Origin of the sequence: Pseudomonas sp. BIGb0381 (assembly GCF_024809815.1) — a bacterium.
Classification (GTDB): domain Bacteria; phylum Pseudomonadota; class Gammaproteobacteria; order Pseudomonadales; family Pseudomonadaceae; genus Aquipseudomonas.
In genome coordinates this window covers 283,431-299,898 of the sequence record NZ_JANUEN010000007.1, presented here as the reverse complement: position 1 = coordinate 299,898, position 16,468 = coordinate 283,431, and the positions used below count along the sequence as shown (strand labels likewise).

16 protein-coding genes are annotated in these 16,468 nt (G+C 61.0%); 2 read left to right on the top strand and 14 right to left on the bottom strand.

What is annotated here, in order from left to right; all coding sequences use genetic code 11:
* Nucleotides 1–103: 103 nt before the first annotated feature.
* Genes M2397_RS20185 through M2397_RS20165 form a run of 5 tightly spaced genes read right to left on the bottom strand, consistent with a single transcriptional unit; the run spans nucleotide 104 to nucleotide 4,027 of the window.
* Nucleotides 104–739, bottom strand: coding sequence for an SCO family protein (locus M2397_RS20185; RefSeq protein WP_259244300.1), 636 nt, complete (start codon nucleotides 737–739; stop codon nucleotides 104–106).
* Nucleotides 736–1,635: a heme o synthase gene (cyoE, locus tag M2397_RS20180; protein ID WP_259244299.1), complete on the bottom strand. Its 900-nt coding sequence runs from the start codon at nucleotides 1,633–1,635 to the stop codon at nucleotides 736–738. Before cyoE ends, M2397_RS20185 begins: the two co-directional genes overlap by 4 nt.
* Complete coding sequence (locus tag M2397_RS20175) at nucleotides 1,623–2,702, bottom strand: heme A synthase (RefSeq protein ID WP_145338350.1); 1,080 nt, start codon at nucleotides 2,700–2,702, stop codon at nucleotides 1,623–1,625. Before M2397_RS20175 ends, cyoE begins: the two co-directional genes overlap by 13 nt.
* Nucleotides 2,703–2,712: 10 nt before the next feature.
* Nucleotides 2,713–3,297, bottom strand: a complete 585-nt coding sequence (locus M2397_RS20170; protein WP_131699587.1) for a hypothetical protein — start codon at nucleotides 3,295–3,297, stop codon at nucleotides 2,713–2,715.
* Nucleotides 3,263–4,027, bottom strand: coding sequence for an SURF1 family protein (locus tag M2397_RS20165; protein ID WP_259244298.1), 765 nt, complete (start codon nucleotides 4,025–4,027; stop codon nucleotides 3,263–3,265). Before M2397_RS20165 ends, M2397_RS20170 begins: the two co-directional genes overlap by 35 nt.
* Nucleotides 4,028–4,072: 45 nt before the next feature.
* Between M2397_RS20165 and M2397_RS20160 the strand changes: the two genes are divergently transcribed.
* Entirely contained in the window at nucleotides 4,073–4,276 is a 204-nt protein-coding gene (locus M2397_RS20160; protein ID WP_016978774.1) for a twin transmembrane helix small protein, read from the top strand.
* A gap of 6 nt (nucleotides 4,277–4,282) precedes the next feature.
* Here M2397_RS20160 and M2397_RS20155 read toward each other — a convergent pair whose 3' ends face one another.
* From M2397_RS20155 to coxB, 4 genes are read right to left on the bottom strand one after another with little or no spacing between them, the layout of a single operon-like run.
* A complete protein-coding gene (locus M2397_RS20155; RefSeq protein ID WP_259244297.1) occupies nucleotides 4,283–5,170 on the bottom strand; it encodes a cytochrome c oxidase subunit 3 in 888 nt (295 codons plus the stop codon).
* A 35-nt stretch (nucleotides 5,171–5,205) separates the two neighbouring features.
* Nucleotides 5,206–5,757, bottom strand: coding sequence for a cytochrome c oxidase assembly protein (locus M2397_RS20150; RefSeq protein WP_065926844.1), 552 nt, complete (start codon nucleotides 5,755–5,757; stop codon nucleotides 5,206–5,208).
* Nucleotides 5,758–5,790: 33 nt separating this feature from the next.
* Nucleotides 5,791–7,380, bottom strand: coding sequence for a cytochrome c oxidase subunit I (gene ctaD, locus M2397_RS20145; RefSeq protein WP_131699590.1), 1,590 nt, complete (start codon nucleotides 7,378–7,380; stop codon nucleotides 5,791–5,793).
* Between the two features lie 58 nt (nucleotides 7,381–7,438).
* Nucleotides 7,439–8,566, bottom strand: coding sequence for a cytochrome c oxidase subunit II (gene coxB, locus M2397_RS20140; protein WP_259244296.1), 1,128 nt, complete (start codon nucleotides 8,564–8,566; stop codon nucleotides 7,439–7,441).
* A 367-nt stretch (nucleotides 8,567–8,933) separates the two neighbouring features.
* Here coxB and M2397_RS20135 point away from each other — a divergent pair, with 367 nt between their 5' ends.
* The gene (locus tag M2397_RS20135; protein WP_259244295.1) at nucleotides 8,934–9,581 is read left to right on the top strand and encodes a hypothetical protein; all 648 of its coding nucleotides are present in this window, start codon (nucleotides 8,934–8,936) and stop codon (nucleotides 9,579–9,581) included.
* 69 nt (nucleotides 9,582–9,650) lie between these two features.
* Here the strand turns inward: M2397_RS20135 and M2397_RS20130 are convergent, their stop codons facing one another.
* The 5 genes from M2397_RS20130 to M2397_RS20110 form a co-directional block, all read right to left on the bottom strand.
* Complete coding sequence (locus M2397_RS20130; RefSeq protein WP_259244294.1) at nucleotides 9,651–11,198, bottom strand: SulP family inorganic anion transporter; 1,548 nt, start codon at nucleotides 11,196–11,198, stop codon at nucleotides 9,651–9,653.
* Between the two features lie 85 nt (nucleotides 11,199–11,283).
* Entirely contained in the window at nucleotides 11,284–12,015 is a 732-nt protein-coding gene (locus M2397_RS20125; protein WP_027608119.1) for a carbonic anhydrase, read from the bottom strand.
* 226 nt (nucleotides 12,016–12,241) lie between these two features.
* Nucleotides 12,242–13,300 (bottom strand): PA0069 family radical SAM protein, encoded by a 1,059-nt coding sequence (locus tag M2397_RS20120; protein WP_259244293.1) that lies wholly within the window; start codon nucleotides 13,298–13,300, stop codon nucleotides 12,242–12,244.
* 70 nt (nucleotides 13,301–13,370) lie between these two features.
* Nucleotides 13,371–14,669, bottom strand: coding sequence for a cytochrome c (locus M2397_RS20115; protein ID WP_259244292.1), 1,299 nt, complete (start codon nucleotides 14,667–14,669; stop codon nucleotides 13,371–13,373).
* Nucleotides 14,670–14,681: 12 nt separating this feature from the next.
* Nucleotides 14,682–16,466: a GMC family oxidoreductase gene (locus tag M2397_RS20110; RefSeq protein WP_131699596.1), complete on the bottom strand. Its 1,785-nt coding sequence runs from the start codon at nucleotides 16,464–16,466 to the stop codon at nucleotides 14,682–14,684.
* Nucleotides 16,467–16,468 lie beyond the last annotated feature (2 nt).

Sequence of the window (16,468 nt, the reverse complement as noted above, 5' to 3'; positions counted from 1 at the left end):
GAGGGGGCTTGCCCCCGATTGCGGAGTATCAGTCGCTGCATGAGCTGACTGATCTGCCGCCATCGGGGGCAAGCCCCCTCCCACATGTGTTTTGCGTTGCCTGTTACTTGCGCTGCAACAACCCTGGCAGTTGCGCCACCAGCTTCTGGTTGTTCAACGGCGCACGGATAAACCCGCGCTGGGTACCATCCGGGCCGATCAGCGCGAGGTTGCCGCTGTGGTCGACGGTGTAGTTGGGCTTGCTGGTGTCTGCCGGTATGAACGGGATGCTCACGGCATTCGAGACCTTCTGCACATCCTCCACGTTCGCGCCGGTGACGCCTTGGAATTGCGGGTCGAAGTAGCCCAGGTACTGCTTGAGCTGGGTCGGGGTGTCGCGGTTCGGGTCGACGCTGACCAGAATCACCTGCAACTTATCCACAGCCTCTTTAGGCAACTCGCTCTTGATCTGGCGCAGCTGGGCGAGGGTGGTCGGGCAGATGTCGGGGCAGAAGGTGTAGCCGAAGAACAGCAGGCTCCACTTGCCTTTCAACTCGTTGACCAGCACCGGCTGGCCGTCCTGGTTGGTCATGGTCACTGGTGGCAGCTGACGGCTTTGCGGCAGCAGGATGATGCCGGCGTCGATCAACGCGGTAGGGTCGCCCTGGCCCTTGCCAGACAGTACTTTGTTAACGGTCAGGCCCATGATCAACGCGACGATGGCCACCAGGATAAAGACGGTTTTTTGAGTTCGAGTCATAGGTTCAACAGTAAGTAGTGGTCTACGAGCAGGGCGATAAACAGCAGGAACAGGTACCAGATAGAGTACCTGAAGGTGTTGATCGCCGCGTGCGGCTGAGCGCCACGGTACAGCACCCAGGCCCATTGCAGAAAGCGTCCGCCCAACAACAGTGCGCATACCAGGTACAGCGGGCCGCTCATGTGGATCACGTAGGGCATCAGGCTCACCGCCAGCAGCGCAAAGGTATAGAGCAGGATATGCACCTTGGTGTAATGCTCGCCGTGGGTGACCGGCAGCATCGGGATATCGGCCTTGGCGTATTCCTCCTTGCGGTGAATGGCCAGCGCCCAGAAGTGCGGCGGGGTCCAGGCGAAGATAATCAGCACCAGCAACAAGGGCTCGGCGCTGACGTGGCCGGTGACGGCGACCCAGCCCAACAGCGGTGGCGCGGCACCGGCCAGGCCTCCGATGACAATATTTTGTGGCGTCGCACGCTTGAGAAAACCGGTGTAGACCACCGCGTAACCGAGCAGCGAAGCCAGCGTCAGCCATGCCGCCAGGGGGTTGGTGAACGCCAGCAACAAGGCCAATCCTGCAACGGCTAGAAACAAAGCAAAGGCCAGCGCCGCCACCGGCGACACACGCCCCTCCGCCAACGGCCGCTTATGGGTGCGAGCCATCACCGCATCAATCCGCCGGTCCACCACATGGTTCACCGCCGCCGCGCCGCCCGCACACAGGGCAATGCCGAGATTGCCGAACACCAGCACCGTCCACGGCACGCCTGCGCGTGTGGCGAGGAACATACCCACCAGAGAAGTGATGAGCATCAGCACCACCACTTTCGGCTTGGTCAGCTCCAGGTAATCGCGCCAGACCGCCCGGCCTTGACGCGCGCCGATCAAGGTCGCCATGGCATCTCTCCTTTAAGGGTGATGAGGCCCGATACGTGTTTGCGCGGGCTGAAGCGCCAGCCGAAGAGCAACTGATCACGCACCCGGACCAGGCTGGTGCGGGCGTGGTAATTAACCAGCACCAACGTCAGCAGCAGCGCAGCACCGCCGGCGTTATGAGCGACCGCCACCGGCAGCGGCAAGCCGAAATACACATTGCTCAGGCCCAGGCTGATTTGCGCGAACAGGGCGATCAACAGCAGGCCTGCAAGCCGCGTCATGCCTACGGCGCGCAACTGCCAGGCCAGGCCGAGCAGCACCAGGGTGACCAGCACCGCGCCCATGCGGTGAGTCAGGTGAATGGCGGTACGCGCTTCGCTGTCGAGTTGGCCGCCAAGGTAATTGGGCCCGATGTGCTGGGTCAGGTGAAAGCCGTTGGCGAAGTCAGCCGCCGGCCACCACGCGCCATGGCAGGTGGGCAAGTCGACGCAGGCCACGGCGGCGTAGTTGGAACTCACCCAACCGCCCAACGCGATTTGCCCGATCACCAGCACCAGTCCCGCCGTCGCCCAATATTGCAGGCGCTTGGGCACAATCAACGCGGGCAACACGCCGGACAAGCGCAAGGTCAGCAAAAACAGCAGGCTCAAGGTCGCAAAGCCGCCCAGCAGGTGGCCCGTCACAACCTGAGGCCAGAGCTTCAACGTCACTGTCCACATGCCAAATGCCGCCTGGGCGAACACCACCGCCAGCAGAAACAATGGCAACTTCACCGGCTGGCCCGGATCACGCCGATGGCTCCACGAGCGCGCCGCCAACAGCACAATCAACAGGCCCAGGGTGCCGGCGAAATAGCGATGAGTCATCTCGGCCCAGCCCTTGTCAGCCTCCACCGGCGTATCGGGAAAATGCAATTGGGCATGGGCCAGCTGGGCCTCGCTTTGCGGCACGCTGATAAAGCCGTAGCAGCCCGGCCAGTCCGGGCAACCGAGGCCGGCGTGGGTCAGGCGGGTGTAGGCGCCAAGCAGCACGACGATCAGCGCCAGCAAGGTGGCAAACAACGCGAGGCGAAATCCAGGTTTGGCCATGACGATGCCCTTATCCGATGTTCGACAGTTTCAACAGGTGGCGCAGGTCATTGAGCAAGTCTTTGCCCTTGATCTTGGCGTCGTAGCGCAGCACCAGGTTGCCGTGGGGGTCGACGATCCACAGTTGCGCATCGCCCGGCGCAGCGGCGTTTTTGGTGAAAGTCGAGAGGTCCAGTGAGTAGCGCTGCAATTGCGGGTATTCGACCTTCAACTTGGCGTCATAGTCGGCACCGACCGGTTGCGCACTGGCCAGGGCATGGCTGGCGCGCGAGGCGTCGCGCCCCAGGCCGATCTGCAACTGGCGCGCGAGGTACACCAGTTGCTGGCAATCGGCGGCGCAGGCGGCAGGCGCGGTGACCAGCAACTGCCAGCGCTGTTCATCGGCCTGCACGCCGATATCGGCGCGGGTCTGACCGTTGCCGATCATTTCTCCGTGGTAGCTGCGACTGTCGGGCACCCAGAACTGCAGCTTGTACATAAAGGTGGCCAGCGCCATCGGGCCGACCACCATCAGCAGGATCAGCATCAGCTGCCAGCGGCCTTTGCGCCGATCAGCTACCTCAGACATGTTGAGTGGATTCGTGGCCGTTCCCATGGGGCTTCTCCTTTGTGGTGTGCCATCCGAGGTAGAGGTAAAGAGCCAGTAGCGCCAGGGACATGGCGAACCACTGCACCGCGTAGGCCAGGTGTTTTTCCGGGCCCATCGCAACGATGGGCCAGGTGGTTTCGTACGTACCGGGGCCGGCTTCGGTACGCAGTTCGTAGGCAAAACCGTTGCGGCCCAGCTCAGCCCACAGCGCGGCGGGGTGCAGCGCGGTCAACAGGCGCGGCCAGTGCGCGGTCGTGGGGTCCGCATGCAGCTGGAAGGTTTCGCCGGGCGCGACATACACCCAGGCGTCAAGATTCAAAGGCTGGTCCGGAGTGGTGAAGACGGGCGGGGTGCGCCGATCCGGCCACGGCAACCAGCCCCGATTGAGCAATAGCCACAGGCCGCTGGCCTGGTCATGAAAGGGTTGCAGTAACTCGACGCCCGCCTTGCCGTCACGCATGCGGTTATCCAGCAATACGCTGTGCTCGGCATCGAATTGCCCGCGCAGATGCACGCGGCGGAAGGCCGGGTCCGCCATGTCGCTGAGCTGCACACTACTGATCGGCTCAGCGGCGCGGCGTTCGGCATAGCTGTCCACCAGCAGCTGCTTCTCATGGCCGCGCGACAGTTGCCAGACGCCCAAGCCCACCATCAAAGGCAGCAGAATCATCACCACCAACGTCGGTGCGATACCTGGACGAAAGCGTTTCATGGCGCTGGCTATACTTGTTTTCATTGCCCGCCCATCCCCTCAATGCCCACCAAAGCCAGGAACCAGACCATGCTCAAAGCAGCCATTGCCCTGATGCTGATCGCGACCGTCGTGAGCCTGTTCAGTGGCTTGTTCTTTCTGGTCAAGGACGAGGGCAACTCCAACCGCCTCGTCACTGCCTTGACCGTGCGTGTCGTACTGGCCGTGATCACCGTGGCCTTGATTGCCTGGGGCTTTTTCAGCGGCCAGCTGGTATCTCACGCGCCCTGGTAAGTCGCCTCACAGCACGTATACGAAGAAAAACAGCCCGATCCACACCACATCCACGAAGTGCCAATACCAACTGGCCGCCTCGAAGCCGAACTGGTGCTCGGCGTTGAAATGCCCGCGCAGGATGCGCATCAGCATCACAAACAAAATGATGGTGCCGATGGTCACGTGGGCGCCGTGAAAGCCCGTAAGCATGAAGAAGGTTGCGCCATACACACCTGAGCCGAGGGTCAGGCCCAGCTCTTTGTAGGCGTGGATGTACTCCTCGGCCTGGAACCCGAGGAATGCAAGGCCCAGCAAGACGGTGATCGCCAGCCAGATCTTCAGCGCGCCGCGATACCCCTTGCGTAAGGCGTGGTGGGCAATGGTGATGGTCACGCTGGAACTCACCAGCAGGATGGTGTTGACCAACGGCAAGCCCCACGGGCTGATAGTGCCCTCCGGCGCGGGATAAAGTTTCGGGTCCGGGTTGTTGAGCAACGGCCAGGCAAACTCGAAGTTCGGCCACAGCATGTGAGCAATGCCTTTGGGGCCTTCGCCGCCCAACGCGGGACCGGACAGGTGGCGCACGTAGAACAGCGCACCGAAGAACGCGATAAAGAACATCACCTCGGAAAAAATGAACCAGGTCATGCCCCAGCGAAACGAGCGGTCCATCTGCGCGCTGTATAAACCGGCACGGCTTTCCTTGATCACCGCACCGAACCAGCCAAACAGCATGTAGGCCAGCAACAGCCCACCGACGAAAAAGATCCACGGCCCGTGGGATTCCGGGCGTGCCGCCTTCAGGTCGTTGAACCACACGGCCAGGCCATACACGGTGACCAGCATGCCAATCGTGGCAATTATCGGCCATTTGCTTTGCGCTGGTACGTAGTACGTATCATGAGTCGACATGTATTCGCTCTCCTGATTGAGCGGGCAAACAGTAGCTAGCCGCCGGTACGGACAGCCACCGGCGGTTGGCGCGCAGTGATATCAAACAGCGTGTACGCCAGGGTCAAATGCTTCACATCCTTGGGCATGTCGCGGTCGACAATAAAACGCACCGGCATCTCAATGCGCTGGCCTGGCTGCAGCACTTGCTGGGTGAAGCAAAAGCATTCGGTCTTGTGGAAATACATCGCCGCCTCTGCGGGGGAAATGCTCGGCACCGCTTGGGCGGTCATCGGTTTGTCGGTGGGGTTGTAGGCCACGAACAGCATCTCGGTGACTGCGCCGGGGTTGACCACCACCTCGTCAGCCTTGGAATGAAACTCCCAGACCATGTCGATGGCATTGGTGGAGAGGAACTGCACCCGTACCTGCCGCGTGAGGTCGACGACCTGCTCGCCCTCGTACTGCCCGGCCGTCTTGCCGTTGATGCCGAACGCCTTGCACATCACGTCGTAGATCGGCACCAGGGCAAAGCCGAAGGCGAACATCGCCACCACCAGGATCAGCAGGCGGGTGACCAGGCGCTTGAGGGGCACGGAGTCAGCCATGACATCCCCCTGAAGCGAATGCAATCAGCGTGTTCACTTGACCTCCGGTGGCGTGGTGAAGGTGTGGTACGGCGCGGGCGAAGGCACGCTCCACTCCAGCCCCTCGGCGCCGTCCCACGGCTTTGCCGGCGCGGGCGGGCCACCTCGGATGCACTTGATCACGATAAACAGGAAGAATATCTGCGTGGCGCCAAACATGAAGGCCCCAATGGACGAGACCATGTTGAAGTCGGCGAACTGCAGGTTGTAGTCCGGCACCCGGCGCGGCATGCCGGCCAGCCCCACGAAGTGCATCGGGAAGAACGCCATGTTCATGCCCACGAAAGACAACCAGAAATGCAGCTTGCCCAGGGTTTCGTCGTACATGTGGCCGGTCCATTTCGGCAGCCAGTAGTAGGCCGAGGCGAAGATGCCGAAGATCGCACCAGGCACCAGTACGTAATGGAAGTGCGCCACCACAAAGTAGGTGTCGTGGTACTGGAAGTCCGCAGGGGCAATCGCCAGCATCAATCCGGAGAAACCGCCGATGGTGAACAGGATCACAAAGGCCACGGCAAACAGCATCGGCGTCTCGAAGGTCAGCGAGCCTTGCCACATGGTGCTGACCCAGTTGAACACCTTCACGCCGGTCGGCACCGCAATTAGCAACGTGGCGTACATGAAGAACAACTCGCCGACCAACGGAATGCCCACCACAAACATGTGGTGCGCCCACACGATAAACGACAGGAACGCGATGCTCGCCGTGGCGTACACCATCGACGTATAGCCGAACAACGGCTTGCGCGAGAAGGTCGGGATAATCGAACTGACGGCGCCAAACGCCGGCAGGATCATGATGTACACCTCGGGGTGGCCGAAGAACCAGAACACATGCTGGAACAGCACCGGATCACCGCCACCGGCCGCACTGAAGAAGCTGGTGCCAAAGTGGATGTCCATCAGCATCATGGTCACGCAGCCGGCCAGCACCGGCATCACCGCGATCAGCAGGAAGGCGGTAATCAGCCAGGTCCAGACGAACAGCGGCATTTTCATCAAGGTCATGCCGGGCGCACGCAGGTTGAGGATGGTGGCGACCACGTTGATCGCGCCCATGATCGAGCTGATGCCCATCAAGTGGATGGCGAAGATGAAGAACGTCACGCTTTCCGGCGCGTAGGTGGTGGAGAGCGGGGCGTAGAACGTCCAGCCGAAATTCGGACCGCCACCGGGCGAGAACAGGGTCGAGACCAGCAGCAGGAACGCCGCCGGCAACAGCCAGAAGCTGAAGTTATTCATGCGCGGCAAGGCCATGTCCGGTGCGCCGATCATCAGCGGGATCATCCAGTTGGCCAGGCCGACAAACGCCGGCATCACCGCACCGAACACCATGATCAGGCCGTGCATGGTGGTCATTTGGTTGAAAAACGCCGGCTCGACGATCTGCAGGCCAGGCTGGAACAGTTCGGCACGGATCACCATGGCGAACGAGCCGCCGAGCAGGAACATGATGAACGCGAACCACAGGTACATCGTGCCGATGTCTTTATGGTTGGTGGTCAGCACCCAGCGCATCAAACCCTTGGCGGGGCCGTGGGCATGGTCACCGGCGTGGCCATGGTCATCGATCACAGTGCTCATGGCCGTTCTCCTGCAAGCGAGTGGGCGGGGCGGGTCGAGGTAAAAGCGATGAAGTCGGTCATTTGCTTTCCGCCTGCTTGATGGCCAGCACGTCTTTAGGCGTGACCATGTCGCCTTTGTTGTTGCCCCACGCGTTGCGCTCGTAGGTCACCACTGCGGCGATATCGACTTCCGAGAGCTGTTTGCCGAAGGCCGCCATCGCGGTACCGGGCTTGCCGTGATAGACGATGCTCAAGTGGTCTGCAGCGGGCCCGGTGGCGATCTTCGAGCCCTTGAGCGCCGGGAACATCGGTGGCAGGCCCTGGCCTTCGGCCTGGTGACAGGCGACGCAGGTGGTGTGGTAGACCTTGTCGCCGCGCGCAACCAGCTCTTCCAGCGTCCACTCCTTGGAGGTCAACTCCTTGAGCTTGGCGGCCTCTGCCTTGCGCTCGCCGAGCCAGGTGTCGTAGTCGGCCTTGGACTTGACCTCGACCACGATGGGCATGAAACCGTGGTCCTTGCCACACAGTTCGGCGCACTGGCCACGGTAGATGCCGGGCTTCTCGACGCGGGTCCAGGCCTCGTTGACGAACCCTGGAATGGCGTCACGCTTGACCGCAAAAGCCGGCACCCACCAGGAGTGGATCACGTCGGCGGCGGTCACCAGGAAGCGCACCTTGGCGCCCACCGGCAACACCAGCGGCTGGTCGACTTCCAGCAGGTAATGTTCGCCCTTGGTGGCCTGGTTATGGATCTGCTCGGCAGGCGTGGCCAGGTTGCTGAAGAACTCCACATCCTGGCCCAGGTATTTGTAATGCCACTTCCACTGATAGCCGGTGACCTGGATATCGATATCCGACTCGGTGCTGTCGTAGATATTGATCAAGGTCTTGGTCGCCGGAATGGCCATCGCGACCAGAATCAGCAAGGGCACCACGGTCCAGAGGATTTCCACGGTGGTGCTCTCGTGGAATTTGGCCGCAACCTGGCCCGTGGAGCGGCGGTGGACGATCATCGACCAGAACATCGCGCCAAACACGACAATGCCGATTACCACACAGATCCAGAAAATGGTCATGTGCAGGTCGAACACAGCGTGACTGACTTCAGTTGCCCCTGGCGCCATATTCGTTGTCCAGGCGGCGTGCGCCTGGCCGAATACTGACCACAACAGGAGGCCCATCCAAACATGTGGATGTCGCGTCATTGCGGGTTCCCCTTATCGTTCTTGTTATCCCGCCGGTTTGCACCTGCGTCGAAGGGAGCGGCTTCCATACTGCTTACAACCGCTTAGCCTTACCTGCTTATGCAGTCTGGCGTCATCAGCTAATCGCGTACAAACCCGAGTATAGACACGCACTGCAACCCCGCAATGTGTAGGGGCAAATGAGCAAAAATGAGTGATCAGGCCCAATAAAACCGGGGGCGGAATCGTTTATCCGACGAACGATGGCAATTCGATATAACGCCTGTGCATAACCATGAAATAATTATGACAAATGCGTCTTAAGCGCTCGTATAAACGAGCTACCTTATGCTGTCCCTATTCCTACGCCTGCTTCACTGGAGCCTTCATGAACACCGCCGCATTGCGCGAGCAGATTTCCCGTGCCCATCAACACGAATCCAGCACTGGCCAGCTAGCCAAGCAGCTGGAAGAGCAATTGCCGCACCTGCATTCGGCCATTTCCCTGGCTGACGGTGACCGCAACATTGTCATGACCCGTTTTGTCACCGCCTACATCGACCTCGTGCCAGACCTGCTGGACGCGGCCAACGACGTGGCCCGCGAGGCCGGTATCGAAAGCCAGATCAAACCGGTGCTGAAGATTGCCGAACATTTCTTCCTCCAGCCCCCCGCGATCCTGGTCGGACATGAAGGGCTCGACGGCCTGCTGGACGAGGCTTACCTGGCCCATCGCCTGGTGGAAGAGGTCAACGACTTGTATATCAAACACTTTGGCCAGCCGTTGATTCCGGCAGACACCACCGTGGCCAACGTGATTGCCCATCAGTTGATCGGCGAAGCATTCGCCAACCAGCTGGATGAAGCCGTTCATCATGCAGTGGATGAAATGCTCAACGAAGACAGCTTTGCACTGGAGTCTGTCGAGGCGTATCGCGAGCAGCTGAAAAGCCCGGAAACGGAAGCCGCGTGGAAGCGCTGGCCGTGCCTGTCCCGCCAGCTGGGTGTTGAGCTGGAGCTGGATCAGCCAGCTTAAATCTTGAATTTAGACATAAAACGAATGTGAGAGGGGGCTGGCCCCTTCTCACATGTTGATCCGGCTCCCTCAGCCGATTGATGGCGCCGAGCCGATCCCCGTTGTCGTCCTGACGCGGCCCTCCAACCGGCGCTTCAACCCACGCGCCTCGATCACCAGCTTCGAGCCCTTGGCCGCATTCGCCCGGCCCCATTCCTCCAGCAACTCCAGGCAGGAATGGTCGATATAACTCAGGTTACTCAGCGGTACGTGCACAGTCGTGCCCGCAGGCACCGTCGCCAGCACCTGGGTCAACGCCGGCACTTTCAGGAAGGTCGCCGCACCGGTCAAACGCAGCTCCATTTCCCCCTCTTGGGGCAGGTCGATCAGACTGACTTTCAGGCGCGAGGCCTTGAGCGCCAACTTGACCAATGTGAGCCCGAAGCCCACCAGCACGCCGGTCAGCAGGTCGGTGAAAATGATCGCCAACGCCGTGGCCGCGTAGGTAAACATCGGCATACGCCCATAACGACCTAGAGCCTTGAAGGCCTTGATATCCACCAGCTTGATCCCGGTGTACACCAACACACCCGCCAGGCTCGCCACGGGAATGCTTTGCAGCACGCTCGACAACAACAGTACGAACCCCAACAGCCATACGCCATGGAACATCGCTGACAACCGCGTGGTGGCCCCGGCCTGCACGTTGGCCGAGCTGCGCACGATCACACCGGTCATCGGCAGGGCACCCACCAGGCCGCACAGCATGTTGCCCACACCTTGGGCGGACAATTCCTTATCGAAATCAGAACGCTGACCACTGTGCATGCGGTCTACCGCTGCAGCAGAGAGCAGGGTTTCGGCACTGGCGATAAATGCCACTGCAAACGCGGCGATCAGCAACTGAGGGTCGGCCAGGTTCAACAGGTCGCTGGGACGCAGCCAATCGATGGCGTCGGCGAGGTTCTCCGGCACTTCCACACGCTTGACCTGCAACGCCAGCACCAGGCTGGTCACCGTTGCCAGGCCCACGCCCAACAGGGCTCCGGGCACGAAACGCAGGGTTTGCGGACGGAATTTATCCCACAGGTACATCACCAGCATCGTCGACAAACCGAGCAATCCGGCCTGCCAACCCAGGCCGCCGCCCAAGGTTGGAATCGCCTCCACCAGCGCGGCGGGGAAGCCCGCCAGGTTATCCAGCCCTGAGGGCTTGGGCGCACCGTCGAGCATCACATGGATCTGCGATAGCACAATCAATACACCGATCCCCGCCAGCATCCCGTACACCACTGCTGGCGCCGTGACGCGGAACCAGCAGCCCAGGCGCAGACGCCCGGCCACCAGCTGCAGGAAACCGGCCAGCAGCAGGATCGGCCCGAGCATCATCATCCCGTGCTGGCGCACCAGCTCGAACACCAATACCGCCAGACCCGCTGCCGGGCCGCTGACCTGCAGCGGCGAACCCGCCAACCAGCCCACTACCAGGCCACCGATAATCCCGGTGATCAGGCCCTTGGCCGGCGGCATGCCGGACGCGATGGCGATCCCCATGCACAGGGGCAGGGCGACCAGAAACACAACCACGGAGGCGAGCAGCTCCCGTGGCAATACAGCTTTCAATTGAGCAGCACGCATGATGGCTCTCCCGAGGCATTCGCCGGGCGCGGCAAAGCCTGGCTGCATCCATGGCAGCCACCGCTTTACCCGGCAGGGAAGTGTTTTAGAAGCGCGCTTTAGGCGTCGCGGAAGGAATCGGCCCTTCGCCGCTCAACGGTCGGAATGCCGACTGATCAGCATCGTAGGCTCGAATTTCACTGGTTTCGATGTTGTAGATCCAGCCGTGGATAAACAGCTGACCATTGGCCATGCGCGACGCCACCGAGGGATGGGTACGCAAATGCTGCAGTTGGGCGATGACGTTTTCTTCGGTGAGCACTTTCATGCTCTCGCCTTCGTTGGCACAGTCGCAGTTGTCCTCGACCATGGACTTGGCGACTTCGGCGTGTCGCAGCCAGGCCCTTACCGTCGGCATCTTCTCCAGGCTGGCGGGGTTGAGGACCGCACGCATGGCGCCACAATCGGAGTGCCCGCACACGATGATGTGCTGCACGCCCAAGGCCAGTACGGCGTACTCGATGGCAGTGGAAACGCCGCCGTTCATCTGCCCATAAGGCGGCACGACGTTGCCGACGTTGCGGGTCACGAACAGGTCGCCGGGAGAGCTTTGGGTAATCAGCTCAGGCACGATGCGCGAGTCGGCGCAGGTAATGAACATCGCCCGTGGGCTCTGGGCCGTGGCGAGTTTCTTGAAGAGTTCTTCCTGCTGGGGGAAGACGTCGTGATGGAAATGCAAAAAGCCGTCAACGATGTGTTTTAGCGCTGCATCAGCAGACTCTGCCACCTGAGGGGCTGAAGCCGACGCAGCCAACGGCTGTTTATCCTTGTCACTCATGATTCATCCTCTTGATTAATGCAGGGGAGTTTTCAGGTCAGTTCGACGCCAGGCCAGTGGAATAGTTGTAAAAGCCAAAAACCAGGCTGCCGACTCATCAGTCACTCGCTGAACAAGGTAACCACCGAAACTTAACTCAAACTGAATGAACCGCTCTAGATCGCGGGTTTCAGTGATATCAAAACGCGACTATTCCTACAGGCATGGTGCATTCTTCCTTTTCAGTCTACAACAATGTCATCTGTCTGCCCGGTGGACAGAACGCTGTGCAATCCAGATTGAAGCCTTCTCTGCGATCGAGCCCCAAGCGTTTGATTGCCTTGCTGAAACGCTGGGCCAGCAGGTCGGCAAATGGCCCCTCACCCCGCATGCGTACGCCGAACCGACTGTCGTACACCTCACCACCGCGCACCTGGCGCACCAGGCTCATCACATGGGCCGCCCGCTGCGGGTAATGCGCCGCCAGCCACTCCTCGAACAGGGGCGCCACCTCCAGCGGCAGTCGCAACATCATGTAGGCCGCACTCTGCGCACCGGCGGCATGGGCTTCGGTGAGCAGGCTTTCCAGCTCGCTGTCGTTGATCATCGGGATCATCGGTGAGCACAACACACCCACCGGGATGCCCGCCTCGCGCATCACCCGGATGGCCCGCAACCGCGCCTTGGGCGCCGCTGTACGCGGTTCCAGGATGCGCTTGAGTTCATCATCGAGGCTGGTGAGGCTGATCATCACCGCCACAAGGCGTTGCCTGGCCAGCTCCGCCAGCAGGTCCAGGTCGCGCAGGATCAGAGAGCCCTTGGTAATGATGGTCACCGGATGCCGATAGCGCAGCAGCACTTCGAGGGTTTGCCGGGTGATCTTGTACTCACGCTCGATAGGCTGGTAAGGGTCGGTGTTGGAGCCCAGATTGATCGGCGCACACACATAGCCCGGCTTCGACAGTTGCTGCTCCAGCACGTCGGCCGCGTTGCTCTTGGCGATCAGCCTGGTTTCGAAATCCAGCCCCGGCGACATATCCCAATAGGCGTGGCTGGGCCGTGCATAGCAGTAGATACAGCCATGCTCGCAGCCACGGTAGGGGTTGATGGAGCGGTCGAACGGCAGGTCCGGAGAGTTGTTGCGGGTGATGATGGTCTTGGCCGTCTCGATGCGTACTTCGGTGCCCTGGGTCGGCGGCACTTCCTGGTACCAGCCGTCGTCCTCGGCCACGCTGGCGGTGGGCGCAAAGCGGTTATGCAGGTTGGTGGCCGTGCCCCGACCACGGGGCGGCAGCGGAGTAGACATGAAGGCGCCTCAATACTGGTTTTATATACAGTATCGAGGCACGAGGTTCCTGACCAGTGCCGTTGGGCGGTCAGTGCTTTTGTGTGACCTGCCCCAGGTCATCGCCCGAGGTGGTGCGCATGTCGTTCTTGCGCAGGTCGGCCACGTCACTGGCGTTCACCGGGGCGCCCTGGTTACCCCAACTGCCACGGATGAAACTGACCACATCCGCCACTTCCTGGTCCGACAGGCGCCAGGCGAACGCCGGCATGGTAAAGGTCGACGGCGCCGTGTGAGTGGCCGGCAACGTGCCGCCGTTCAACACGATGTTGATCAACGACGTGGCATCCGCCGTCTGCAACACCGGGTTGCCCGCCAACGCCGGGAATACCCGCGTATAGCCATGGCCATCGGTACGGTGGCAGGCCGCGCAGTTGTCGATATACACCGACGCGCCGGGCTTGCTGTCATCGCCTTTCCACAGCGCCTCGGCCACCTGCTTGTCATACTGGTGCGGCTGGTCTTTTGGGTCCACCGCCGGCAGGCTCTTGAGGTAACGGGCTATAGCGGTCAGGTCGTCTTGCGACATGTACTGCATGCTATGCACGACCACATCGCTCATACCGCCAAATACCGCGCTGCGGTCACTGCGACCGGTCTTGAGGAATTGCACCAGTTGCTCCTCGCTCCAACCGCCGAGACCGTCCTTGTGGTCGCCGCGCAGGCTCTTGGCGATCCAGCCTTCCAGTGGCGCACTGCCGGACAGGAAGTCCTTGCCGTCAGTCGCGCTCAGGGCTTTTTCCTGCATGGTCAGAGCGCGTGGTGTATGGCATGCGCCACAGTGGCCAAGGCCTTCCACCAGGTAAGCGCCGCGGCTGATCACTGGGTCCGCGCTCGCCACGGCCGGTTTATCCGCCACCTCAGGTGCAAACATCCAGCGCCACGCCGCCAACGGCCAACGCATGCTCAGCGGCCACGGAATGTCGCTGGCCTTGTTCTCCTGGGCGACCGGTTCCACGCCCTTCATGAAGTACGCATACAACGCCTGCATGTCGCTTTCGCTGACGCGCGCATAAGACGGGTAAGGCATCGCCGGGTAAAGCGTACTACCACTCTTGGCGACGCCGTGACGCACGGCCTTGTCGAAGTCCTCGAAACTGTAGTCGCCCAGACCGGTCTTGTCCGGGGTGATGTTGGTGGAATAGATCACACCGATGGGGGTTTCCATCGGTAGGCCACCGGCGAACGGTTTGCCGCCCTTGGCGGTGTGGCAGGCCACGCAGTCGCCGGCGCGCGCCAGGTATTCGCCCTGCTTGATCAGGTCGGTTTCGGCGGCACTGATGGAGCAGCTGCTGAGCAGGGCAAACGTCGCGATAACAAATGCTTTCATGGTCATCGCTCCTTATGCCTGAACCAGTGGGCCGGGATTTTTCAGGTACTGCTCGCGGATCGCGCGAGCCGACCAGTAGGTCAATGCCGCCACCAGGCCAGTAGGGTTGTAGCCCAAGCCCTGTGGGAAAGCAGATGCACCCGGAACAAACACGTTGTGTACATCCCAGCATTGCAGATAGCGGTTCAACGCACTGGTCTTCGGGTCGGTGCCCATGATCGCGCCACCGTTGAGGTGGGTGGTCTGGTAGGACGCGGTGTTGAAGTGCTCACCGACTTTTTTGCCGAGCACGGCAATCGCCTTGGGGTTCATCGCTTCGGCGACCTTGCCCATTTTCTCGACCATGAAGCGGTTCATCTTGATGTCGTTTTCCTGCCAGTCGAACGTCATGCGCAGCAACGGCAGGCCGTAGGCATCGCGGTAGACCGGGTCCAGATCGAGGTAGTTACCCCGGTAGGATTGATGGGCACCATGAGCATCCATCGACACCTGGTGGGTGTAGTAATCGGCGGTGGCGCGCTTCCACGCGCTGCCCCAGGCCGGTGTGCCGGGCGGGTTGGACGTACCGGCAATCGGGCGGCTGCCCGCCTGGTTGACCCACATCGGCGAGCCCCCAACAAAGCCGTGAGGGCCGTGGTCGAAGTTGTCGGCGTTGAAGTCATCGATGGCCACGCCATTGCCGCCCGCACCGATAAAGTTGTTGGTGTGGGTGTCCTTGTCGAAGAACGCCTTGATGGTGGCCATGTTCTGGTAAGCGAAGTTTCTGCCCACCACGCCTTCATTGGTAATCGGGTCGTAGGGTTTGCCGATGCCCGACAGCAGCATCAGCCGCACGTTGTGGAACTGGAACGCGCCGAGGATCACCAGGTCTGCCGGTTGTTCGCACTCTCGGCCTTGGGCGTCGATGTAGGTCACGCCGGTGGCCTTGCTCTTGGTGCTGTCCAGATTGACCTTGAGCACGTGGGAGTTAGGCCGCAGCTCGAAATTCGGCACCTGGCGCAGCGCCGGCAGGATGTTCACGTTCGGCGAGGCCTTGGAGTACATGTAGCACACGTAACCGCTGCAAAAACCGCAGAAGTTGCATGGGCCCATCTGCGCGCCATAGGGGTTGGTGTAAGGCCCCGAAGTATTGGCTGACGGCAGGTTGTAGGGCTTATACCCGACGCTGGCGGCCGCTTTCTGAAACAGCTGTGCGGAGACTGTGTTCTTCTGCGCCTCCAGCGGAAACGGGTTGGAACGATCCGGCGCATAAGGGTTGCCGCCACGGCCTTCGCCCACCAACTGACCTTTCACGGTCCAGGCCTGGCCTGAGGTGCCGAAGACTTTTTCTGCATAGTCGAAAAACGGCTCCAGCTCTTCGTAGCTCACGCCGAAGTCCTGGATGGTCATGTCCTTGGGAATAAAGTGCTTGCCGTAACGTTCTTCGTAATGGCTGCGCATGCGCAGTTCAATCGGATCGACACGGAAATGCACACCCGACCAGTGCAGGCCCGCACCGCCCACGCCGTTACCCGGCAAAAACGCGCCGAGCTGACGGTTAGGCAGGGCAACGTCATTCACGCTATGACGAATCGTCACCGTCTCCTTGGAGATGTCCTGGAAGAGTTTTTTACGCACGCTGTAGGTCAGTTCGTCGATGACCTGGGGATAGTTGCCGTCCGGGTAAGTGTCCTGCATCGGCCCGCGCTCCAGCGCCAGCACGTTGAGGCCTGCTTCCGTCAGCTCCTTGGCCATGATCGCGCCGGTCCAGCCGAAGCCGACAATCACCGCATCCACTTTCTTCATGATGGTCGCCACGT